The 22,210-nt window shown below is 67.8% G+C and carries 22 protein-coding genes and 1 pseudogene; 14 read left to right on the top strand and 9 right to left on the bottom strand.

Going from position 1 to position 22,210, the window contains the following annotated elements:
* Nucleotides 1-68: 68 nt before the first annotated feature.
* The 3 genes from ACVOKU_RS15010 to sufT form a co-directional block, all read right to left on the bottom strand.
* Nucleotides 69-1,811 (bottom strand): S8 family peptidase, encoded by a 1,743-nt coding sequence (locus tag ACVOKU_RS15010; RefSeq protein ID WP_193396239.1) that lies wholly within the window; start codon nucleotides 1,809-1,811, stop codon nucleotides 69-71.
* A gap of 410 nt (nucleotides 1,812-2,221) precedes the next feature.
* On the bottom strand, nucleotides 2,222-3,316 hold the full coding sequence (locus ACVOKU_RS15015; protein ID WP_053519148.1) for a branched-chain amino acid aminotransferase: 1,095 nt from the start codon (nucleotides 3,314-3,316) through the stop codon (nucleotides 2,222-2,224).
* Between the two features lie 59 nt (nucleotides 3,317-3,375).
* Nucleotides 3,376-3,927 (bottom strand): putative Fe-S cluster assembly protein SufT, encoded by a 552-nt coding sequence (sufT, locus tag ACVOKU_RS15020; protein WP_004144911.1) that lies wholly within the window; start codon nucleotides 3,925-3,927, stop codon nucleotides 3,376-3,378.
* Nucleotides 3,928-4,049: 122 nt separating this feature from the next.
* Here sufT and ACVOKU_RS15025 point away from each other — a divergent pair, with 122 nt between their 5' ends.
* A complete protein-coding gene (locus tag ACVOKU_RS15025; RefSeq protein WP_053519146.1) occupies nucleotides 4,050-4,469 on the top strand; it encodes a hypothetical protein in 420 nt (139 codons plus the stop codon).
* An 89-nt stretch (nucleotides 4,470-4,558) separates the two neighbouring features.
* Here ACVOKU_RS15025 and ACVOKU_RS15030 read toward each other — a convergent pair whose 3' ends face one another.
* A complete protein-coding gene (locus tag ACVOKU_RS15030; protein ID WP_065182857.1) occupies nucleotides 4,559-6,019 on the bottom strand; it encodes an NAD(P)(+) transhydrogenase (Re/Si-specific) subunit beta in 1,461 nt (486 codons plus the stop codon).
* Entirely contained in the window at nucleotides 6,016-6,336 is a 321-nt protein-coding gene (locus tag ACVOKU_RS15035) for an NAD(P) transhydrogenase subunit alpha part 2 (RefSeq protein WP_053519142.1), read from the bottom strand. The genes ACVOKU_RS15030 and ACVOKU_RS15035 overlap by 4 nt, the downstream gene beginning before the upstream one ends.
* Before the next feature lie 97 nt (nucleotides 6,337-6,433).
* Between ACVOKU_RS15035 and ACVOKU_RS15040 the strand changes: the two genes are divergently transcribed.
* From ACVOKU_RS15040 to ACVOKU_RS15050, 3 genes are read left to right on the top strand one after another with little or no spacing between them, the layout of a single operon-like run.
* Entirely contained in the window at nucleotides 6,434-7,018 is a 585-nt protein-coding gene (locus tag ACVOKU_RS15040) for an RNA polymerase sigma factor (protein ID WP_081279792.1), read from the top strand.
* Nucleotides 7,015-7,341: a hypothetical protein gene (locus ACVOKU_RS15045; RefSeq protein WP_481560292.1), complete on the top strand. Its 327-nt coding sequence runs from the start codon at nucleotides 7,015-7,017 to the stop codon at nucleotides 7,339-7,341. The genes ACVOKU_RS15040 and ACVOKU_RS15045 overlap by 4 nt, the downstream gene beginning before the upstream one ends.
* Nucleotides 7,342-7,344: 3 nt before the next feature.
* The gene (locus ACVOKU_RS15050) at nucleotides 7,345-7,797 is read left to right on the top strand and encodes a DUF3106 domain-containing protein (RefSeq protein ID WP_279942945.1); all 453 of its coding nucleotides are present in this window, start codon (nucleotides 7,345-7,347) and stop codon (nucleotides 7,795-7,797) included.
* 62 nt (nucleotides 7,798-7,859) lie between these two features.
* Here the strand turns inward: ACVOKU_RS15050 and ACVOKU_RS15055 are convergent, their stop codons facing one another.
* Nucleotides 7,860-8,939, bottom strand: coding sequence for an NAD(P) transhydrogenase subunit alpha (locus tag ACVOKU_RS15055; RefSeq protein ID WP_481560293.1), 1,080 nt, complete (start codon nucleotides 8,937-8,939; stop codon nucleotides 7,860-7,862).
* Nucleotides 8,940-8,991: 52 nt separating this feature from the next.
* The gene (locus tag ACVOKU_RS15060) at nucleotides 8,992-11,310 is read right to left on the bottom strand and encodes a DUF1631 domain-containing protein (RefSeq protein ID WP_481560294.1); all 2,319 of its coding nucleotides are present in this window, start codon (nucleotides 11,308-11,310) and stop codon (nucleotides 8,992-8,994) included.
* Nucleotides 11,311-11,641: 331 nt separating this feature from the next.
* On the opposite strand from ACVOKU_RS15060, the gene ACVOKU_RS15065 reads away from it, so the two are divergent.
* The 5 genes and pseudogenes from ACVOKU_RS15065 to ACVOKU_RS15085 all read left to right on the top strand — a co-directional run.
* Nucleotides 11,642-12,223, top strand: coding sequence for a nitroreductase family protein (locus ACVOKU_RS15065; RefSeq protein ID WP_481560295.1), 582 nt, complete (start codon nucleotides 11,642-11,644; stop codon nucleotides 12,221-12,223).
* Complete coding sequence (locus ACVOKU_RS15070) at nucleotides 12,220-13,170, top strand: 5'-3' exonuclease (RefSeq protein WP_481560296.1); 951 nt, start codon at nucleotides 12,220-12,222, stop codon at nucleotides 13,168-13,170. The genes ACVOKU_RS15065 and ACVOKU_RS15070 overlap by 4 nt, the downstream gene beginning before the upstream one ends.
* Nucleotides 13,167-13,721, top strand: coding sequence for an NUDIX hydrolase (locus ACVOKU_RS15075; protein ID WP_053519128.1), 555 nt, complete (start codon nucleotides 13,167-13,169; stop codon nucleotides 13,719-13,721). Before ACVOKU_RS15070 ends, ACVOKU_RS15075 begins: the two co-directional genes overlap by 4 nt.
* Nucleotides 13,714-14,511, top strand: a complete 798-nt coding sequence (locus ACVOKU_RS15080; protein WP_481560297.1) for an N-formylglutamate amidohydrolase — start codon at nucleotides 13,714-13,716, stop codon at nucleotides 14,509-14,511. The genes ACVOKU_RS15075 and ACVOKU_RS15080 overlap by 8 nt, the downstream gene beginning before the upstream one ends.
* A 131-nt stretch (nucleotides 14,512-14,642) precedes the next feature.
* Nucleotides 14,643-14,747, top strand: a pseudogene (locus ACVOKU_RS15085) (LysR family transcriptional regulator); the annotation flags it as partial.
* A gap of 106 nt (nucleotides 14,748-14,853) precedes the next feature.
* Here the strand turns inward: ACVOKU_RS15085 and pip are convergent.
* Nucleotides 14,854-15,795 (bottom strand): prolyl aminopeptidase, encoded by a 942-nt coding sequence (pip, locus tag ACVOKU_RS15090; protein ID WP_481560298.1) that lies wholly within the window; start codon nucleotides 15,793-15,795, stop codon nucleotides 14,854-14,856.
* 48 nt (nucleotides 15,796-15,843) lie between these two features.
* A complete protein-coding gene (prmC, locus tag ACVOKU_RS15095) occupies nucleotides 15,844-16,701 on the bottom strand; it encodes a peptide chain release factor N(5)-glutamine methyltransferase (protein ID WP_481560299.1) in 858 nt (285 codons plus the stop codon).
* Nucleotides 16,702-17,098: 397 nt separating this feature from the next.
* Here prmC and ahpC point away from each other — a divergent pair, with 397 nt between their 5' ends.
* The 5 genes from ahpC to ACVOKU_RS15120 all read left to right on the top strand — a co-directional run bounded on the left by ahpC (nucleotide 17,099) and on the right by ACVOKU_RS15120 (nucleotide 22,059).
* Nucleotides 17,099-17,662 carry an alkyl hydroperoxide reductase subunit C gene (gene ahpC / locus ACVOKU_RS15100; protein ID WP_005408159.1) on the top strand — a complete coding sequence of 188 codons (564 nt, stop codon included), beginning with the start codon at nucleotides 17,099-17,101 and terminating at the stop codon, nucleotides 17,660-17,662.
* A 221-nt stretch (nucleotides 17,663-17,883) separates the two neighbouring features.
* Nucleotides 17,884-19,476 (top strand): alkyl hydroperoxide reductase subunit F, encoded by a 1,593-nt coding sequence (ahpF, locus tag ACVOKU_RS15105; RefSeq protein WP_481560300.1) that lies wholly within the window; start codon nucleotides 17,884-17,886, stop codon nucleotides 19,474-19,476.
* Nucleotides 19,477-19,560: 84 nt separating this feature from the next.
* Nucleotides 19,561-20,526: a LysR substrate-binding domain-containing protein gene (locus tag ACVOKU_RS15110; protein ID WP_065175982.1), complete on the top strand. Its 966-nt coding sequence runs from the start codon at nucleotides 19,561-19,563 to the stop codon at nucleotides 20,524-20,526.
* A gap of 122 nt (nucleotides 20,527-20,648) precedes the next feature.
* A complete protein-coding gene (gene rnk / locus ACVOKU_RS15115; RefSeq protein ID WP_053519113.1) occupies nucleotides 20,649-21,053 on the top strand; it encodes a nucleoside diphosphate kinase regulator in 405 nt (134 codons plus the stop codon).
* 49 nt (nucleotides 21,054-21,102) lie between these two features.
* Nucleotides 21,103-22,059: a transaldolase gene (locus tag ACVOKU_RS15120; RefSeq protein WP_065182848.1), complete on the top strand. Its 957-nt coding sequence runs from the start codon at nucleotides 21,103-21,105 to the stop codon at nucleotides 22,057-22,059.
* Nucleotides 22,060-22,210: the final 151 nt, after the last annotated feature.

Genomic DNA, 22,210 nt, shown 5'->3' on the forward strand with positions numbered 1-22,210 from the left:
CACCGCGCGGCCCCATGCAAAAACGCCCCGGCCGAAGCCGGGGCGTGCCCGAGGAGAGGGTCTTGGGCTCAGTACTGGGCGTTGAGGGTCACGCCCGAGAAGGTGCTGTAGGCCTTCACCCGTACGTACCAGGTACCGGCAGCGGGGCTGTTGACCGTGCAGGTTTCGCTGTTGCCGCTCAGGTACGGACGGCACGTGTAGGCAGTATCGGTCGGCGCGCTGCCCTGCCGCAGGTACAGGTCGGCATCACCGCTGCCGCCGCTGATCGTCACCCGCAGCTGGCTGCTGCCGGACGGGACATTGACGGTGTAGTTCAGCGAAGCGCCCGATGCGGCACCCAGTCCGCTCACCGGTACGTTGTTCTGCAGCACGGTACCGCCCGGGTTCGGGTTGCCACCGCCGTTGATCGCTGCCGCCACTGCAGCATCGGCGTCGATGATGCCGGCGCCACAGCCACCCGAACAGGCACCCGGCAGCGGCCGAGCGGTGCTCTTGATGATGCTTTCCACCTGGGCCGGGCTCAGCGGGCTCGGTGCGACCGACTGCATCAGCGCGACCACGCCAGCCACGTGCGGTGCTGCCATCGAGGTGCCGTTGTACGAGGCATAGCTGGCGCTGCCCGGCGTGGTGGTGCCGGTGTTGAGCGTGGACAGGATGCCCTGGCCCGGCGCGGAGATGTCGATGCCCGTGCCGTAGTTGGAGAAGCTGGCACGTGCGCCCGCCGACGTGGTGGCCGCCACCGCGATCACGTTCGGGCAGTTGGCCGGTACCGATGAAGACACGTTGGTGTTGCTGTTGCCTGCGGCCACCACCACCGTGGTGCCACGGCCGACGGCGCCGTTGATCGCGTTCTGGTAGGTGGTCGAGCAGCTGCCGCCACCACCCAGCGAGAGGTTGATGACCTCGGCCGGATTGGCATTGGCCGGCACGCCGCTGACAGTGCCGCCGGAAGCCCACACGATGGCGTCGGCGATGTCGGAGGTGTAGCCACCGCACTTGCCGAGCACGCGCACCGGCACGACCTTGGCATTGAAAGCCGTGCCCGCCACGCCGGTGCTGTTGTTGGTCACCGCTGCCACGGTGCCGGCAACGTGGGTGCCGTGCCAGCTGGAGTTGGAGGCCGGGTAGCCTGCGCCACATTCGTTGGCGGCGTACCAGTCACCCTCGTCGTTGGGATTGCTGTCGCGGCCACCGCCGTCGCGTGCCATTGCCGCGTCGCTGATGAAGTCATAGCCGGGCAGGATGTTGGCGTTCAGATCGGGGTGGTTGGTGATGCCGGTGTCGATCACCGCGACGACCACGCCGGTGCCGGTGGCCTTGTCCCAGGCCGGGCGCACGTTGATCGAGGCGTTGGACGTACCGAACCCCCACTGTTCGCTGAAGCGGGTGTCGTTCGGCGTCAGCGTCGCGCGCATGATCTGGTCGACTTCCACGTATTCGACGTTGGGGTCGGCAGCGAGCTTGCGCATCAGCAGCTCGGATTCGGCCTGGTCCAGCGGACGATCGGTCCTGACCAGGGTCGGGCCGACGGCCAGCTTGCGGACCTGCTGCAGGCCCAGCGCGCGGCCCTGGCTGCTGGCAAGGCCCGCAGCCGCTGTCTTCAGCGACGATGCCAGGGCGGTGGTGTTGGCCACCGGCGCACTGCCGTCGCGATACTTGACGATGAAACGCTGGTGCGTCGGCGCGGACTGCAGCCCGCTGAGCTGGACATCACCGGCCAGCGCAGGCGTGGCCAGCAGCAGCGATGAAAGAACGGAAGCACCAAGGACCACCCACACTCGACGCACACGCGGTTGCGTTACCTGGGACATCGTATTTCCCTTTCTAGTGGTGTGAATGCCGGAATCGGCAGAAACACCGGCCCGAACCATGGGCTGGCTTGCGTTGGCGAGGTCCGGAGTCCGGCGAGCCAGCGGATCCCCCTTACGATCCGCCGTGCCGATGACGCTAATGGCCTAAACCGGACACCACAATATTTTCAGTGTCTTTTCAGGAACATGAAATGTTCGATCTGAGACTTTCCGGGTCGAGGGTTTGTGAAGATGAAGGAACTTTCGCGCCACGCGCACGAACCTGACTGGGCAGATGTCCTGTCCACCTATGACTTTGCCGACATCGGCGGCCGGCCTCCCCCGTAAACGACGAAGGCCCGTCGCGGGGACGGGCCTTCGGGGAACAGCGCAGCCGGGCATGGGCCCGGCGCTACCGACTGGCGAGAGGATCAGCCCAGCCTGACCAGCCAGTTGTGGCGGTCCGGCAGGCGGCCGTACTGGATATCAGTCAGTTCCTTGCGCAGCGACATGGTCACTTCGCCGGCCGGCGCGTTGAGGTCGCCCACCGAGAAACCTTCACCCTTGAGCTGGCCGATCGGGGTCACCACCGCAGCGGTGCCGCAGGCGAACACCTCGCTGATCGCACCGGATGCAACGCCATCCTTCCACTCGTCGATGCTGACCTTGCGCTCCTCGACCTTCATGCCGCGGTCGCGGGCCAGCTGCAGGATGCTCTCGCGGGTGATGCCTTCCAGGATGCTGCCCGACAGCTGCGGCGTGACCAGGGTGCCGTCCTTGTAGACCAGGAAGACGTTCATGCCGCCCAGTTCCTCCAGGTACTTGCCCTCGACCGGGTCGAGGAACAGCACCTGCGAGCAGCCCTGCGCCTGGGCCTTCTGCTGCGGCAGCAGCGAGGCGGCGTAATTGCCACCGCACTTGGCCGCGCCGGTGCCGCCCTTGGCCGCACGCGCATATTCGGTGGACAGCCAGATCGACACCGGTGCCACGCCCTTGGCGAAGTACGGACCGGCCGGGCTGGCGATGACGTAATAACCGGCCTTGTGCGCGCCACGCACGCCGAGGAAGGCTTCGTCGCCAATCATGAACGGGCGGAAGTACAGGCTGGACTCATCCGCCGACGGCACCCAGGCGCTGTCCACGGCGATCAGCTGCTTCAGCGACTCGACGAAGATCTCCACCGGCAGTTCCGGCAGCGCCAGGCGCTGTGCCGAGCGCTGCAGGCGACGGCCGTTGGCGTCCGGACGGAAGGTCCAGATCGAGCCGTCGGCATGACGGTAGGCCTTGATGCCCTCGAAGATCTCCTGGCCGTAATGCAGCACGGCCGCTGCCGGGTCCAGCTGCAGCGGGCCATAGGCACGCACGTTGGCGTTGTGCCAGCCGGTGTCCTTGTCCCACCGCACTTCCACCATGTGGTCGGTGAAGTGCAGGCCGAAACCCGGCTTCTCCAGGATCGTGGCGCGCTCTTCAGCGCTGCGCGGGTGGTCCGAACGGGTGACGGCGAAGCTGGGGATGGACTGGGACACCGGAGGATTCCTGTTCTGGTTGCGGGTAGTGCCGGGCCCGCGTCACTGCGGGCCCTGGGTCAAAGCATGCCGGTCTCGAGACGGGCCGCCTCGGACATCATGTGCTGGTTCCATGGCGGATCGAACACCAGCTCGACGTCGGCCTCGGCCACCGTCGGGATCATTTCCAGCTTGCTGCGCACGTCGTCGACCAGGATGTCACCCATGCCGCACGCGGGCGCGGTCAGGGTCATCTTCACGTCGATCTCGCGCTGGCCCTCGTCCAGATGCTTGATCTCGACCTCGTAGACGAGGCCCAGTTCGACGATGTTCACCGGAATTTCCGGATCGAAGCAGGTGCGAAGCTGCTGCCATACCAGTTGCTCCACCTGTTCGTCGGTGGCGTCGGCCGGCAGTTCCAGCGGAGCGGGTGCTTCCTTGCCGATGGCGTCGCCATCCTTGCCGGCGATGCGGAACAGGTTGCCTTCGACGAATACCGAATAGCTGCCGCCCAGCGCCTGGGTGATGTACCCATAGCTGCCGGCGGGCAGGGTCACGGTGTCGCCCTGCGGGACCATCACGGCCTCGCAATCGCGTTCGAAGTGGACAGGTTCGCTGCTACGGGAATACATGGGGACCGATATGGGGCCGTGGCCATGGCCACGCAAGACGGCATTCTAGCCCAGCCGTCCCGCGCCCGCCGGTGCACCGCGGCAAACCACAGTATCCTGTGGGTGACCTTCAGGAAGCTTCGATGTCCTCCAATGCCGCGCGTGCCAGGACCGTGACCTGGCTCTGGCCCTTCATGCTGCTGCTGGGCCTGGTTGTTGCTCCCCTCGCCTGGATGCTGCTGGCCCTGATGACCGGCCGCCAGGTCGGCTGGATGGCGGTGCTGACCGCTCTGGAACTGGTGTTCATGCTGCGTCTGGGCACACTCGGTCCCGGCCGTCTTCGCGTGGCCCTGGTGGTGGCCGGCACGCTGCTGGTGGCGGCGGTGGCGAACTGGGCCATCGCCAGCGCCTGGATGGGCGGCTCGATGGGGCTCAACCCCTGGGACGCCTCGCTGCGCATGGGCCCGCATCTGGCCTGGACGCTGATCAACCTGGCCAATGGCGCGATGGAATGGCTGTGGCTGGCGATCGGCGTGGCCGTCGGCGCCTGGCTGGCGCGCTGATCGCACCTGACGTGGGTAGCGCCGGGCCATGCCCGGCGAGCGCAGCGGCGTGCGGACCAAGGTCCGCACCCACCGGATGCAGCCGGGCCTCAATGCCCGCCGTCGAGCGCCTTCAGCTCGCTGACCAGCGACGCCGCCGCCTCAGCGCCGTCGCCGTACAGCATGCGCGTGTTGTCGGCGTAGAACAGCGCATTCTCGATCCCGGCAAAACCGGTCCCGCGACCGCGCTTGATCACCACCACGTTGCGAGCGTTGATCACGTCCAGCACCGGCATGCCGTAGATCGGACTGGCCGGATCGGTACGTGCGACCGGATTGACCACGTCGTTGGCGCCGATCACCAGCACCACATCGGTGCTGGCGAACTCGGGGTTGATGTCGTCCATGTCGGCGATCAGGTCGTACGGCACACCGGCCTCGGCCAGCAGCACGTTCATGTGCCCGGGCATGCGCCCGGCGACCGGATGGATGGCGAACTTCACTTTGACTCCGCGCTGCCCCAACCGCTGTGCCAGTTCCCAGATCTTGTGCTGGGCCTGGGCCACGGCCATGCCGTAACCGGGCACGATCACCACGCGCTCGGCGAAGGCCATCATTGCCGCCACATCGGCCGCCTCGATCGGCTTCTGCGCGCCGGTGATCGCCTGTGCCTCTCCGCCTGCACCACCCCCGAAATTGGAGAACAGCACGTTGCGGATCGGCCGGTTCATCGCCTTGGCCATCAGGCGGGTCAGCAGGATGCCCGCCGCGCCGACCATCATGCCGGCGATGATCAAGGCCTCGTTGCCCAGCACGTAGCCCTCGAAGGACACCGCCAGGCCGGTGAATGCGTTGTACAGCGAGATCACCACCGGCATGTCGGCGCCACCGATCGGCAGCGTCATCAGCACGCCCAGCGCCAGTGCCAGCACGAAGAAGGCGATGATCGCCCAGGTGCTGAGCGTGCTGGCCGCGACGATGGCCAGCACCACCACCGCCAGCGCCACCAGCAGGTTCAGCGCCTGCTGCCCTGGCCAGGTGACCCGCTTGTCGAGGCGGCCATCCAGTTTGGCCCAGGCGATCACGGAGCCGGACAGCGACACCGCGCCGATCGCGGCGCCGACCACCGCCAGCAGCAGCACGGTGGTGGAAGGCTGGCGCGCGGCAAGGTCGGCCAGCGCCTGTTCGCTCCAATGCGTGGTATCGCGATGGGCCAGGAAGGCGTAGCGCAGCAGTTCGACCGCACCGATCGCCGCCGCCGAACCACCGCCCATGCCGTTGTACAGCGCCACCATCTGCGGCATGTCGGTGACCGCGACCTTGCCGGCCGACCACCAGGCCAGGCCGGCACCCAGCAGCAGCGCGACCAGGATGAGCGGCACGTTGTGCAGCTCGGGCAGGAAGAAGGTGGCCGCGGTGGCCAGCAGCATGCCCAGCCCGGCCCAGCGGATGCCGCTGCGCGCGGTCAGCGGCGAGGCCATCCGCTGCAGGCCGAGCAGGAACAGCGTGGCGGCCACCAGGTAGCTCGCCTTGACCAGCCAATCGAGCAGTTCGACGGTGCTGATGTTCAAGCCTGCGGCTCCTTCGGTTCGTCCTTGCCTGCGCGCGGCGCGCTCGGCCTGAACATCTCCAGCATGCGCGCGGTGACCACGTAGCCGCCGGCGGCGTTACCGGCACCGAGCACCACGGCGATGAAGCCCAGGGCCTTTTCCAGCGGCGTCTGTGCGTGGCCGAGCACCACCATCGCGCCGATCAGCACGATGCCGTGGATGAAATTGGAACCCGACATCAGCGGGGTGTGCAGGATCACCGGCACCCGCGAAATGATCACGTGGCCGGCGATGGCGGCCAGCATGAAGATGTACAGCGCCACGAACCCGTCACTCATCGGCAACGCTCCCGCTCTGTCTTCGTCGGCCCATCATAACCATGGGCTGAACCCGGCGCGCATCCTCGTCAACCGGGGCCGCGCTCACGCGTTGTCGATGGTGACCCCGAGCAAGGAACCGTACCCTGTGCTGGTGAGCAGCCCCGTCCCCCCGACCGCCGACACCGATGCCCTGCCGGCGTCGCTGGAAGCGTTCCTGGCGAGCATCGGCCCGCGCGCGTTCCGGTTCGCCGAGGCCGGCCTGCGCCAGCGCGAGGATGCCCTGGACGCCGTGCAGGATGCCCTGCTGCGCATGCTGGACTATGCCGACAAGCCCGCCAGCGAATGGGCGCCCCTGTTCTGGAGCATCCTGCGCCGGCGCGTGATCGACCTGCAGCGCCGGCGCCGTTTCCGCCTGCCGTTCTGGCGCGACAACCAGGATGCCGACGGTGCCGACATCGACTGGGCCGACCCCGGACCTACCCCGGCGCAGGCGCACGAGCAGCACCAGCAGTACCAGCAGCTGGTGCAGGCGCTGCGTACGCTGCCCGCCCGCCAGCGCGAAGCGTTCACCCTGCGCGTGCTGCAGGATCTGGACGGCGCCACCACCGCCCGCGCCATGGGCTGCAGCGAGGGCGCGGTAAAGACCCATCTCGCACGCGCCCGGCAGGCGCTGCAGGATTATCTGGAGAACCCCCCGTGAACCGCTCCCTGCCCTCCGATGACGCCCTGCGGCGCCTGCATGCGCATTCTCTGCAGGCGCTGTCGCCGGCAACGCTGTCGCGCCTGCGCCAGGCCCGCCAGGGCGCCCATGCGGCCCGTAGTGGGCGCTGGCGCTGGTGGCTGGCCAGCGCCTGCTCGCTGGTGGTGGCGCTGGGCATCGGCGTGCAGTTCACCGGTCCGGACGTGCCGACGCGGCCAGCGCCGGTACCGATCGTTGCCGCAGTAGAAGACAACAGCGCGCTGTACGACGAGAATCCTGATCTGTACCTGTGGCTGGGCGACACCGACCTGGCGATGGAGTGAATCATGCTGCGACATCTCTCCCTGCCCCTGCTGATCGCCCTGGCGCTGCTGCCTGCAGCACCGGCGCTGGCGCAGACCCGTGCGCCCGCGCCGCCCGCTCCCGGCGCGCCATTGCCCGCCTGGGATCAGCTCAGCCCCGCCCAGCGCGAGGCGCTGCTGGCCCCGCTGCGCGATCGCTGGAACGGCGCCGATGCCGGTCAGCGCCAGCGCATGCTGGCCCATGGCCAACGCTGGCAGTCCATGAGCCCGGAAGAGCGCGACAAGGCCCGCCGTGGCCTGCGCCGGTTCGAGCACATGAGCCCGGAACAGCGTGAACAGGCACGCGCACTGTTCGGGCAGATGCGCCAGCTGCCCCCTGCCCAGCGCGACGCCCTGCGCGATCGCTGGTCCCGGATGACGCCGGAGGAGCGTCGCGACTGGGTGCGGGACAACCCGCCACCGGCAAAGCCGCGGTAAGCCTTCGGGATACAGGGGTCAGATCCCTTTGCCAGAGGCAAAGGGATCTGACCCCATGTCATTCACGCCTGCCAGCGCGTCTTTGCCAGCAGTTCGTCTTCCCAGTCGAAGCTCAGCTGCCCTTCGCGTACGAACAGGGCAACGAAGTTGAGCAGGTTGCGCGCATACATCTCGCTGGCCTGGGTCGCACCCCGGCTGGCCAGGCCCAGCGGTCCATCGATGGTCACGCCCTGGTGTTCGATGCACTGCCCCGGCTGGGTCAGCGCGCAGTTGCCGCCGCTCTCGGCCGCCAGATCGACGATCACACTGCCCGCCGCCATGCCTTCCACCATCGCCGCAGTGACGATGGTCGGTGCCGGACGGCCCGGCACGGCTGCGGTACAGATCACGACATCGACGCTGCGCAGATGGTCGGCCAGCCGCCGCTGCTGCTCGGCCCGTTCTTCCTCGGTCAGCGCCCGCGCGTAGCCGCCCTCGCCGGCCGCGCTGACGCCCAGGTCGAGGAAGCGCGCGCCCAGCGACTGGATCTGCTCGCGCGTTTCCGGCCGCACATCGAATCCTTCCACCTGGGCGCCGAGGCGGCGCGCAGTAGCGATCGCCTGCAATCCTGCAACGCCGGCGCCGATCACCAGCACCTTGGCCGGACGCACGGTACCGGCGGCGGTGGTCAGCATCGGGAAGAAGCGCGGTGCACGCTCGGCGGCGATGAGCGCAGCCTTGTAGCCCGCCATGCCGGCCTGCGAACTGAGCACATCCATCGCCTGCGCACGGGTGGTGCGCGGCAACAGCTGCAGCGGGAACAGCAGCAGGCGGTCCTCGCTGGCCAGCGCCGCCAGTGCCGGATCGCTGGCCGGCGTCAGCAGGCCGACCACGGCTGCGCCGGGCTTGAGCTGGGCCAGCACCTGCGCCGGCGGCGCCTGCACGCATAGAAGGATGTCGATCTCGCCCCAGCGACCCTCATCGAATGCACGTGCGCCCGCGTCCAGATAGGCGGCGTCGGGAAAACCGGCGGCCTCGCCCGCACCGGCCTCGTACCAGACGGTGACACCCAGTGCGGCGAGCTTGCGCGCGGTCTCCGGCGTCAGCGCCACGCGCCGTTCGCCCGGCGCGGTCTCCTTGATCCCCAGCAACGCCACGGCCATGCAGGTCCCCGCTGATCGGTGAGTTTTCCCGATCCTAGCAGGCGGCTCCCGCTCAGTGCAGGGTGGCGTTGCCCGGGTCGAGGCGGTCGATCACGCCCTGCATGGCGCTGTCGAAGGCGCCATCGTCGACGTGCGCACGCAGGCGGCCCAGCCGCACCATCACCGCCAGTTCCTCCGGCGAAGCCACGCAGAAGCGCACTCCACGCCGGTTGACGAACAGCAGCCGGGAAGAAATCGGGCTTACCCAGGACAGCTTGCCGGCCTGCACCTTGCCGTCCTTGTCGACGAAGTCCAGCCAACTGCCGATCTCCATCCGGCGGAAGCGATCGGCATCGGCATTGTCGAAATCGTCGGTATCCACCTGGCTGCCCAGTTCCACCGTCGGCGAGTCCGCAACCGGCGGCATGGGCAGGACAACCTGCGGCAGCTCCGGCAGCGCACGTTCCAGCTCCGGCCGCGACTCGGCGATGCCCTGCAGGGTGTCATGCAGTGCATCGATGGCCGAGGTTGCCGCATCGCCGTGTACGCCGACACTGGCGAACACCTTGGCCAGCACCGGCTGCCAGGCTTGCAGCCAGGGCTTGCCGATGATCTGCCGGCGCGCTTCGGCCACTTCCTCCAGCAGGCCATCGCCCAGGGCCAGGGCTTCGGCGACCGATGCACCGTCTTCGCCCTCGCGCAGCAGCGCCAGGGTCAGGTGGTGCTGCCACGGCTGGCGCAGGAACTCGGCGATCGCCGGTGGCAGGGTGGCATCGCCGATGCGGCGATCCAGCTCGGTGGCCGCGCGCGTGCGGGCCATTTCCAGCTTTTCCTGGCCGCGCTGCGTTTCCGCTGCGCGCCGCTCGGCAATCTCGACGCGGCGACGGTGCTGCACCAGGAAGTCGCGGAACTCCTCTTCCAGGGTGAGGAAGATGGCCAGGTTCTCGTTGAACTCGGCGACCAGGCGCTCGATGATCTCCTCCACCTTGGCCATCAGCATGCGCTCGGCCTGGCTCTCGCCGGTGTTGCCTTCGCAGGCCTCGGCCAACGAATTGAGCAGCTTGCGCGCCGGATGGGTCTTCTGCACGAACATGCGGCGGTCGAGCATGGCGACCTTGACGAAGGGCACCACCAGGCGGCCGATCAGTTCGCGCGAGCGACCCTCCAGTTCGCGTTCATCCAGCATGACGTCGAACAGCATGCCGACCAGGTCGATCGCGTCCTCGTCCTGCGGATCCAGGCGGGTCTGGCCCGGGTCGACGCCCAGCCGGGTGGCGCTGGACAACACTTCGCTCTTCAGGCGCTGCGCGAGCGACTCACCATCCTCACCGATCGCCGCACGCAGCGTGGCGCTGGGGGTGGCCTGCAGCAGCGACAGCACCGACATCATCTCGCGCTGGCTCAACGGGCGCTGCTGGCCCACGGCCACCTGCGCGGCCGATGTTGCGTCCTCACGCACGTGGCGCGTCTGTTGCAGCAGTTCCTGCAGCGCTTCCAGCAGCATCCCCTGCTGGCCATAGGCCTCGCTGCCGGCGGCCCCGGGACCGTCCCCACCGGCCTGCTGAAGGTGGCCGCGGCGCTCGGACCAGCGCGCGGCGAAGCGCTGCGCCCACGCCGGTGCGGCCTGCTCGTCATCGCTGAAATCGCTGTCGAACCCCGGCACCGGCCGCTGCTCGACCAGATCGTCCAGCCCCTGCGGTGGACGCGGGCCCGGGGCCGCCGAGGTGCGGCGCACCGCGCCCATCTGCGACATCACGCCGGCCGCCGCGAGCTGCTCGTCCAGCTTGTCGTAGATGCGGCCGACCGGCGCGCGCAGGTCGCGCTCGCACAGCTTGATCAGCACCAGGTGGACTTCCGGCGCCAGTTCGCAGCCGGCGAAGGCCTCGTGGATGGCCACGCCCAGATGTTCCGGGCTGATCGGGTTCAGGTCGGCGTCCAGCGGTACATCGCCGGCCAGCCAGCCCAGGCGACGGTCCAGCCGCGCCAGAACCGGCTTGAAATCACGCAGCAGCACCGTGGCGAAGTTGCGCACCGCCAGCCGCGATTCGAGCACGTGCTCGGCCAGCAGGCTCAGGCCATCCTCGGCCGGGCCGGACAGGGTCGCATCCGCCGACAGTGGCTCTCCGGCAACCAGAGCCGCCCAGGCGCGTTGCAGGTGGCCGGCAAAGGCCGCCGCGATCTCCTCGCGTCGCCGGCGCAGCTCGCGCATCGCATCAAGGAACAGCAGCTGCGAGGCGCCGGCATTGCCGGCACGGTCGAACAGGGCGTCGTCGAAGCGCGCCAGTGCCGCCCCGAAGGCCTGGCACAGTGCGGGCAGGACGGCGTCACGGGCAAGCTGGAACTGGGCCGGGTCACGACCCGACGTTCCCAACGGTGTGGGCGCGCTCATCATTCGGGAAGGCTCCCCACCTTCTCTGGTGCGACAGACAACATGGACATCGCGACGACCGGCACACCCCATGTACCGATATGTCGATGGTAGGCCGGCCCGCCCCTCACGGACAGTGAAACAGTCCTCACTTCAAACCTCGTGACCCACGGCCCGGCAAGAGGGATATCGTAAGCCGTGCAAGGCCCGCGAGGCGAGAGGAAGCCGGCGTTCGATTGCCGCCAGTGGCATGATGTTCATCACAGTTTGATAGCGAGGGGGCAGACGCCGCAGCCACGGCGTCATCGGCCACCGCGACTATAATCAAATGCCCGTGATGACCGGTTCAGACGCCATGCCCAGCCCCGCCGCCCTGCTTGCCCTCGATGCCCGCCGCTCGGTGCCCTCGCGGCAGCTGGGCGAGCCCGGGCCGGACCCGCAGACCCTGCTGCGCATGCTCTCCTCGGCGGTGCGGGTGCCTGACCACGGCAAGCGGGTGCCGTTCCGGTTCCTGAAGATTGCCGGCGATGCGCGTCACACTCTGGGCGCGTTCCTGGCCGAGCGCAGCCGCCAGCGCGATCCCACTGCCGGCGAGGCCGTGTTCGAGAAGGATCGCCAGCGTTTCAGCCATGCGCCGCTGGTGATCGTGGTGGTGGCCAGCCCCCGCCCCGACCCGAAGGTGCCCGAGCAGGAGCAGCTGATGACCGCTGGATGCGTCTGCTTCGCCCTGCTGCAGGCCGCACAGGCGCTGGGCTTCGGCGCCCAGTGGCTGACGGCGTGGATGGCGTTCGACCCGGCCGTACACGCCCATCTGGGGCTGGCCGACGGCGAGCGCATCGCCGGTTTCATCCATATCGGCACCGCCCGCGCCGACGTGCCCGAGCGCGAGCGTCCGGATCCAGCCGCCCTGCTGCGCGACTGGACGCCACCGGCATGACCTTGCCGGCACCGGCGCCGGCGCTGTACCTGGTCGACGCCAGCATCTACGTGTTCCGTGCCTGGCACTCGCTGCCCGACCAGTTCCAGGATGCGCAGGGCTGGCCGACCAATGCCGTGCACGGCTTCGCGCGCTTCCTGCTGGACCTGCTCGAACGCGAGCGTCCGCAGCACATCGCCATCGCCTTTGACGAGGCGCTGGACAGCGGCTTCCGCCATCGCCTGTATCCGGCGTACAAGGCCAACCGCGATCCGGCTCCGGAGGCGCTGAAGCGCCAGTTCGTGCATTGCAAGGCACTGTGCGCGGCGCTCGGTCTGGCCGTGCTTGCCCATCACGACTACGAGGCCGACGACCTGATCGGCAGCGCCCTGCATGTGCACCGCGGCAGCCACCGCGGTGTCATCATTTCCGCCGACAAGGACCTGTCGCAGCTGTTGCTGGACCACGACGAGCAGTGGGACTATGCGCGCAACCAGCGCTGGAGCGTGGCCGGGGTGAAAGCGCGGCATGGCGTGCACGCGCACCAGATCGCCGACTACCTGGCACTGTGCGGCGATGCGGTGGACAACATTCCCGGCATCAGCGGCGTCGGCAGCAAGTCCGCGGCGGTCCTGCTGGCCCACTTCGGCAGCCTGGATGTGCTGTACGAGCGTCTGGACGAAGTGCCCTTCCTGCGCCTGCGCGGCGCAGCGCAGATGGCAGTGCGCCTGCGCGAGCAGCGCGAGCATGCCCTGCTCTGGCGACAGCTGACCACCATCGCGCTGGACGCGCCGCTGGAAGGCTGCCAGCCCGGCCTGCTGCGGCAGACGGCCGACCCGGAGCTGCTCGGCGGCCTGTGCCAGACCCTGCGCTTCGGCCCGATGACCCGCCGCCGACTGTTCAACGCCGCCGGCATGGCCGACCCGCTTCCTGCTCCCTCCTTTTCCAATTCCGGCGAGCCCGCATGAGCCAGCGCAATACCGAAGCCCCGCGTGTCGTCTATGAAGGCAAGTACCAGCGCATGCTGGTACGCGGCACCTGGGAATACAGCGAACGCACCCACGCCGGTGGCCTGGCGGCGATCATCATCGCCGTCACCCCCGAGGACAAGGTGCTGTTCGTCGAGCAGTTCCGCGTGCCCCTGCAGGCATCGACCATCGAGATGCCGGCCGGGCTGGTCGGTGACATCCATGCCGGCGAGTCGATCGAAGTCTCGGCGGTACGCGAACTGGAAGAAGAGACCGGCTGGACCGCCGAGCACGCCGAAGTGCTGATGATCGGCCCGACCTCCTCCGGCGCCAGCAGCGAGAAGATCGCCTTCGTGCGCGCCACCGGCCTGCGCCGGATCGGCGAAGGCGGCGGCGATGACAGCGAGGACATCACGGTGCACGAGGTCCCGCTCAAGCAGGCTGCCGCGTGGCTGGTGCAGAAGATGGGCGAAGGCTACGAGCTCGATGCCAAGCTCTGGGCCGGGCTGTGGATGATCGAACATCACCTGGACGGGCGCCCGCGTGGCTGACGCCGACCTGCACACCTTGCCGGCATTGCTGGGCGCTGACGACCCGGCGATCTACACCATCCACCGGCCGCAGGGCGCTTCGCCGTACCTGCTGCTGGCCGATCACGCCGGGCAGCAGGTACCGCGCGCACTGGCCGGCCTCGGCCTGCCGCAGCGCGAACTTGACCGCCATATCGGCTGGGACATCGGCATCGCCGGCACCACGCGTGCATTGGCCGAACGGCTGGATGCCTGGGCCATCGAGCAGACCTATTCGCGCCTGCTGATCGACTGCAATCGTCCGCTGGCATCGCCGACCCTGATTCCGGAAGCAAGCGATCACACCGTGGTACCGGGCAACGCCGGCCTGTCGGCCGCACAACGGCAGCAGCGCATCGACGCGATCCACGCGCCCTATCACGCCCGCATCGAAGCGGAACTGGATGCGCGCCGCGAAGCCGGCCGCCCGACCCTGCTGGTGATGATGCACAGCTTCACTCCCTGCATGAACGGCACGCTGCGGCCATGGCATGCCGGCGTGCTGTACCACCAGGACACGCGCTTTGCCCACGCCCTGCTGCAGGCACTGCGCGACGAAGGCGATCTGGTGGTCGGTGACAACGAACCGTATTCGGTAAGCAGTACCAGCGACTACGCGGTACCGGTGCATGGCGAAGGGCGCGGCCTGGTGCATGTGGAACTGGAGATCCGCCAGGACCTGATCGCCGACGCGGCCGGGCAGCAGGCGTGGGCCGAGCGGCTGGCGCGGATCTTCAGCGCGTTGCAGCCACGGCTGCTGGCATCGGTGTAACGCCATCCGGGCCGGGTAGCGCCGGGCCCGGCCCCCCCGCCCAGGGGGGGGAAACCCCCCCGTGGGGGGCGCCCCGCCCGCCGCGTCGCGGCGGGCCGGGCTGCCCCCGGCGCTACCGGAGCGCTACGCGAATCGGCATCGTGCAGATGATGGATTTCGCCGTGGCCGACGCCTTGGCCGATGGCCGTCTGCTGCGCGCGCTGCAACCGTTTGACGGCCGCAGACGCGGACTCTCGTTCGCGCTGCGTGCAGGAGACGGGTAGCGCCGGGCCATGCCCGGCGAGTCGGAGCCGCGGCAACAGATCGCGATGCCGCCGGGCGTGGCCCGGCGCTACCGGCGCGTTACGCGAAGCTGTCGGTGGCGCGCACCAGCGCGTCGACATTCTCCGCTTCGAACGCCGAGTGGCCCGATGCCGGGGTGATTTCCAGCTTCGCGTTCGGCCACACCTTGGTCAGGTCCCAGGCATTGGCGAGCGGGCACACCACGTCGTAGCGGCCATGCACGATCACGCCCGGGATGTCGGCGATGCGGTGCGCGTCGCGCAGCAGCTGGTCTTCCACTTCGAAGAAGCCACCATTGACGAAGTAGTGGTTCTCGATACGGGCAAAGGCCAGCGCGAAATGCGGGTCTTCGTGGCTGTTGATGAAGTCGTCATCCACATGCAGGAAGCTGGTCGCACCCTCCCACACGGCCCAGGCCTTGGCCGCTTCAAGGCGGGTCGCCTCGTCCTCACTGGTCAGGCGACGGTGGAACGCCGAGATCAGGTCATGGCGTTCAACCACCGGGATGGGCTTCAGATAGTGCTCCCATGCATCGGGGAACAGGCGGTTGGCGCCTTCCTGGTAGAACCATTCCAGCTCCCAGCGGCGGAGCATGAAGATGCCGCGCAGAACCAGTTCGGTGACGCGCTGCGGATGGGTTTCGGCGTAGGCCAGCGCCAGGGTTGACCCCCAGCTGCCGCCGAACACCTGCCAGCGGTCGACGTTCAGATGCTCGCGCAGCCGCTCGATATCGGCCACCAGGTCCCAGGTGGTGTTGTCCACCAGATCCGCATGCGGCGTGGAACGGCCGGCACCGCGCTGGTCGAACAGGATGATGCGGTACTTCGCCGGGTCATGGAACTGGCGCATCTTGTCGCTGCAACCGCCGCCCGGACCGCCGTGCAGCATCACCACCGGCTTGCCATCCGGATTGCCGCACTGCTCGAAGTACAGCGTGTGGCGGTCGTCGACCTTCAGGGTGCCGACGTCATAGGGGGTGATGGCGGGGTACAGCGTACGCATGCTTGCAGCTCCAGGGTGATGCCCTGCCGGGGCAGGAGAACCCCCATTCTAGGCCGGTCGCCGGCCGAGGGTGACCCGATCACGCTGCTCAAGGTCCTGCTGGGTCTGCACGTCGCCGAAACCGGCCGCATCGAACAGCGTGCGGATCGCCGCGCCCTGGTCCCAGCCGTGTTCGATCAGCAGCCAGCCCGCCGGCTGCAGGTGTTCGGGCGCGCCTGCGACGATGCGGCGGATATCGTCCAGCCCGTCAATGCCGGACGCCAGTGCGCTGGCCGGCTCGAACCGCAGGTCGCCCTGCTGCAGATGCGGGTCATCGCTGGCGATGTAGGGCGGATTGCTGGCAATCAGTGCAAAGCGCGCGCCCTGCAGCGGTGCGTACCAGTCCTGTCCACCTTCAGCGAAACGCACGTTGCGCAGTTCATGGTGGGCGGCATTGCGCGCAGCCATGGCCAGTGCACCGGGGCTGGCATCGGTGGCCAGCACCTGTGCCAGCGGCCTTTCGCTGGCCAAAGCCAGGGCGATCGCACCACTGCCGGTCCCGAGGTCGGCCACGGACAGCGGGCGGTCCGGTGGCAGGCGCTCCAGCGCCAGTTCCACCAGCAGTTCGGTTTCCGGACGCGGGATGAGGGTCGCCGCATCGACCCGCAGATCAAGCGTCCAGAACCCGCGCCGGCCGGTCAGGTAGGCCACCGGCTCACCGGCGGCGCGACGCGCCAGCAGCGCCTCGAAGGCAGCCTGCGCCGTTGCCGGCAGCGGATCGGTCGCATGGGCGAACAGCCAGCTGCGCGGACGCTCCAGCACATGCAGCAGCAGCAGCTCGGCTTCGTGGCGGGCGTCGATGCCGCCCAGGCGGGCGCTGGCGTCGGCCACCACCTGGCGCAGGGAGGGTTGGGTTTGGGAAGACATTCCGCAATTGTAGAGCCGAGCCCATGCTCGGCTGCTTCTGGAACAGCCGAGCATGGGCTCGGCTCTACAGATCCGCGGTCGAGCGTGGGTTCGGCTCCATAGATCCACAGCCGGGCGCGGGCTCGGCTCTACAAAAGCTGGAATCCGTTCAGGTTTCGCCCGAGGGCATCCCGAGGGCATAAGGAGGGGCTATCAGCCCTCTTCACACATCCCTGGCGATTTTCCTTGTCACACAGGCAGTTGCAGGATGAGGGACGCAAGGTTCAGTGCCGGCTCATGGCAATTTGATAGGCTTCATCTATCAAATAGATGCAATCAATGGATTGTTCTTATCGCAATTGAGCCGGTAACCTAGCTCCTGTCGATTCACCCACTCCCTTCACCCAGAGGAAAAATGATGTCCCTCATCAATACCCAGATCCAGCCGTTCGAAGCCAACGCCTACCACAACGGCGAGTTCATCAAGGTTTCCGATGCCAGCCTGAAGGGCCAGTGGTCCGTCCTGATCTTCATGCCGGCTGCATTCACCTTCAACTGCCCGACCGAGATCGAAGACGCCGCCGACCACTACGCCGAGTTCAAGAAGGCTGGCGCTGAGGTCTACATCGTCACCACCGACACGCACTTCTCGCACAAGGTGTGGCACGAAACCTCGCCGGCCGTCGGCAAGGCCCAGTTCCCGCTGGTCGGCGACCCGACCCACCAGCTGACCAATGCCTTCGGCGTGCACATTCCGGAAGAAGGCCTGGCCCTGCGCGGCACCTTCATCATCAATCCGGAAGGCGTGATCAAGACCCTGGAGATCCACTCCAACGAGATCGCCCGCGACGTCTCCGAGACCCTGCGCAAGCTGAAGGCCGCCCAGTTCACCGCAGCCAACCCGAACCAGGTGTGCCCGGCGAAGTGGAAGGAAGGCGAGAAGACCCTGACCCCGTCGCTGGACCTGGTCGGCAAGATCTAACGCAGCACCGGCACGCCGTGGCCCCACGCCACGGCAGGCCCATCTCCATGCCGGCGGCATCGCCGGCGTGGGGGTGAACCCAAGACAGCCAACGCTCGCCCGCCTTGGCCAGCCAGCCCCTTCCACGGTCGCTGTCTTGGGTTCACCCCTACCCCCAGCTGGTCCGCTACCTTGTACAGCGGTGCCACGCCCCCTGTTTGCCTGAAGCCAGGAGAAGACCGATGTTGGACGCCAACCTGCAGTCGCAGCTGAAGACCTATCTGGAGCGCGTGACCCGCCCGATCCAGATCACCGCGCACGCCGACGACGGCGCCAAGTCGCAGGAAATGCTGGAACTGCTGCAGACCCTGGAAAGCCTGTCCGACAGCATCTCGCTGCGGGTGCTGCGTGATGGCCAGGGCCGCGTGCCTTCGTTCGACCTGGGCACGCCCGGCCAGGACATTCACCTGACCTTCGCCGGCCTGCCGATGGGCCATGAATTCACCTCGCTGGTGCTGGCGCTGCTGCAGGTCGGCGGTCATCCGTCCAAGGCCACTGCCGAGCTGATCGAGCAGGTGCAGAGCCTGGAAGGCGAGTACCGGTTCGAGACCTATTTCTCCCTGTCCTGCCAGAACTGCCCGGACGTGGTGCAGGCGCTGAACCTCGCCGCGGTGCTCAACCCGCGCATCCAGCACGTGGCCATCGACGGCGCGCTGTTCCAGGAAGAAGTGGAGAAGCGCGAGATCATGTCGGTGCCGACCGTGTATCTCAACGGTGAAGTCTTCGACCAGGGCCGGATGACGCTCGAACAGATCGTGGCCAAGCTGGATACCAACGCCAGCAAGCGCGACGCCGAGAAGATCGCCGCCAAGCAGGCCTTCGACGTGCTGGTGGTGGGCGGCGGCCCGGCTGGCGCGGCCGCAGCGATCTACGCCGCGCGCAAGGGCATCCGCACCGGCATCGCCGCCGAGCGCTTCGGCGGCCAGGTACTGGACACCATGGCCATCGAGAACTTCATCTCGGTCAAGGAGACCGAAGGCCCGAAGCTCGCTACCGCGCTGGAGCAGCATGTGCGCGAGTACGACGTGGACATCATGGATCTGCAGCGCGCCACCGCGCTGGTGCCGGCCGGCGACGATGGGCTGGTACAGGTGCAGCTGGAAAACGGCGCGGTGCTGAAGTCGCGTTCGGTGATCCTCTCCACCGGTGCGCGCTGGCGGCAGATGAATGTGCCGGGCGAAGAGCAGTACCGCAACAAGGGTGTGGCCTACTGCCCGCACTGCGATGGCCCGCTGTTCAAGGGCAAGCGCGTGGCGGTGATCGGTGGTGGCAACTCCGGCGTTGAAGCTGCCATCGATCTGGCCGGCATCGTGTCGCATGTAACCCTGCTGGAATTCGATTCCAGCCTGCGCGCCGATGAAGTGCTGCAGAAGAAGCTTCGCAGCCTGGGCAATGTCACCGTGCTGACCAGCGCCCAGACCACCGAAGTGCTGGGCGATGGCAGCCGGGTCACCGGGCTGGTCTACAAGGACCGCATCGGTGGCGACGCCCACCGCGTAGAGCTGGAAGGCATCTTCGTGCAGATCGGCCTGCTGCCCAACACCGAGTGGCTGAAGGACACCGTGGCGCTGTCGCCGCGCGGCGAGATCGTCATCGACGACCGCGGCCAGACCAGTGTGCCCGGCGTGTTCGCCGCAGGTGATTGCACGACGGTACCCTACAAGCAGATCATCATCGCCATGGGCGCCGGCTCGACCGCCGCACTGAGCGCGTTCGATCACCTGATCCGCTCGTCGGTGAGCAAGAGCAGCGGGGCCGTTGCCGAAGCTGCCTGATCCACTGCTCCCGGGTTGCCGGGAGCATTGTCAGCTGCGGGGTGACCACGCCGCCAGCCGGTCCGTTATCCCTGGGATGTGAGGATGAATCTACGCGATCTGAAGTACCTGGTAGCCCTGGCCGACCACAAGCATTTCGGTCGGGCTGCTGCGTCGTGCTTCGTCAGCCAGCCCACGTTGTCCACCCAGATCCGCAAGCTGGAAGAAGAGCTGGGCCTGCCGCTGGTCGAGCGGGCCCCCCGCAAGGTGATGCTGACCCCGGCCGGCCAGGAAGCCGCTGCACGGGCGCGGGTGATCGTGTCCGAGGTGGAGCAGCTGAAGGAAGCGGCACGGCGCAGCCGCGATCCGGAAGCCGGCACGGTGCGCCTGGGAATCTTCCCGACCCTGGGCCCGTACCTGTTGCCGCATGTGATCCCGCGCATCCGCGAACGTTTCCCGGAACTGGAACTGCTGCTGGTCGAAGAGAAGAGCGATGTGCTGCTGGAGCGCCTGCGCGAAGGCAAGCTCGATGCCGCGCTGCTGGCACTGCCGGTGATCGACGACCAGCTGCACGCCGAGTTCCTGTTCGAGGAGCCGTTCCTGTTGGCCGTCTCCGGTCGCCATCCGCTCGCCCAGCGCGCCCATCTGGATGTGCAGGAACTGGCCACGCAGAAGCTGCTGCTGCTGGAAGACGGCCATTGCCTGCGCGACCAGGCGCTGGAAGTGTGCCGGCTGTTCGGCGCCAACGAGAAATCCGAGTTCCGTGCCACCAGCCTGGAAACATTGCGGCAGATGGTCGCCGCCGATGTCGGCATCACATTGCTGCCGAGTCTGTCGGTGCAGCCCCCCGTCCCGCGCTCGAACAACATCCGCCTGCTCGATTTCATCGGTGAGGGCCGGCCCAGCCGCCGTATTGCGATGGTCTGGCGCCGCAGCTCGGCGATGAACGACTTCCTGATGGAGCTGGCCAGCCAGTTCAAGCGCCTGCCGCATGCGCTGTTCACGCTGGAAGCCGCCAATGGCACGGCCGCCGATCCGGCCAGCCTTTCCGGCCCCGCGCTGAACGGCTGACGGCCCCGCGTCCCCGCCCCCGAGCGGCGGGAGTCGATTCCGGTCGCATTTGTCCCCACAATACAGACAGGCGGCGCCAGCAGGCGCCGCCTTTTGCATGGTTTTCAACCAAGGAGTTTTACATGAACACCGCCAGCGGCCTGCCGCCGTCGATCACTGTCTCAACCTTCGACATGGACCGCCTGGAGGCCATGCTCGAAGCCCCTGCGCTGAGCCAGACGCCTGCCGCGCTCGCGCTTGCCGAAGAACTCAACCGGGCCACCGTGCTGGCGCCGGACCAGATTCCCGAAGGCATCGTCATGATGCATTCCCGCGTGGAGTGCGAAGATGGGGTCTCAGGCGAGAAGCACGTCCTGACCCTGGTCTTCCCCCGCGAAGCCAACGTCGATGAAGGCAAGGTTTCCGTGCTGGCCCCGGTCGGCAGTGCCCTGCTCGGCCTTTCGGTCGGCCAGAGCATCGACTGGACTGCACCCGGTGGTCGCAAGCTGCGCCTGCGCGTGACCGCAGTGCACAACGACCGTCCCTGATCTCCGCTGCGCACTGCGCGCGATCCGATTCCCCGTACCAGGAGCCGTAATGAGTACCTCGTCCAAACTGTCCCAGCTGCGCGAACTGTCCGTGGTCGTTGCCGATACCGGTGACTACGAGGCGATCAAGCGCCTGCAGCCGGTGGACTGCACCACCAACCCGACCCTGGTGAAGAAGGCACTGGACCTGCCGGTCTATGCCGATCTGATCGAGCGCGAACTGGCCTGGGGCCGTCAGCAGAGCGGCGACCGCGAGGCCGTGGTGCATGCGGTGGCCGATCGGCTGACCATCGGCGTCGGCGCGCTGCTCAGCACGCTGGTGCCGGGCCGCGTGTCCACCGAGGTGGATGCTGACCAGGCGTACGACACCGCCGCCACCGTGGCCAAGGCCCGCCAGTTCATCCAGATGTACGCCGATGCCGGCGTACCGCGCGAGAAGATCCTGATCAAGATCGCCGCGACCTGGGAAGGCGTGGAAGCGGCGCGGATCCTGCAGGCCGAGGGCATCGACTGCAACTTGACGCTGATCTTCAACCCGACCCAGGCGCTGGCCTGCAGTGAAGCGGGCGCGTTCCTGATCTCGCCGTTCGTCGGCCGCATCCTTGACTGGTACGTGGCCAACGGCCAGACCCCGGCCAACATCGATGAGGACCCGGGCGTGAAGTTCGTGCGCAGCGTGTATGCGGAGTTCAAGCGCCGTGGTTCGCCGACCGTGGTGATGGGCGCCTCGTTCCGTTCCACCGCACAGATCGAAGCGCTGGCCGGCTGCGACCGCCTGACCATTTCGCCGGATCTGCTGGAGAAGCTGGACGCCGATCATGGCGAGCTGCCGCGCAAGCTGGTGCCCGGTGAGGGTAACGGCGTGGCGGTGACCCCGATCGATGCGGCGACGTTTGCGGCGGATCTGGCTGCCGATCCGATGGCGACCGAGAAGCTGGCGACCGGTATCGAGGCGTTCGCCAAGGATCTGGAAGCGCTGCGCGAGCGGATCCGCGCGGCGCTGTAAGGGTTCCAGCCAACGGCTGAGCCCCTCGTGGCGGGGGCTTGGTCGCGAAAGGCATGAAGCAACCACCGCGCTGGGTCGGGCGGGTCGGGTTCGCGGGAGACGCCGTGAATCCGTCCCTGGAGGCTTGGCCGCGGCATCCATGCCGCGGACA

Source organism: Stenotrophomonas sp. STEN147 (genome assembly GCF_056757995.1).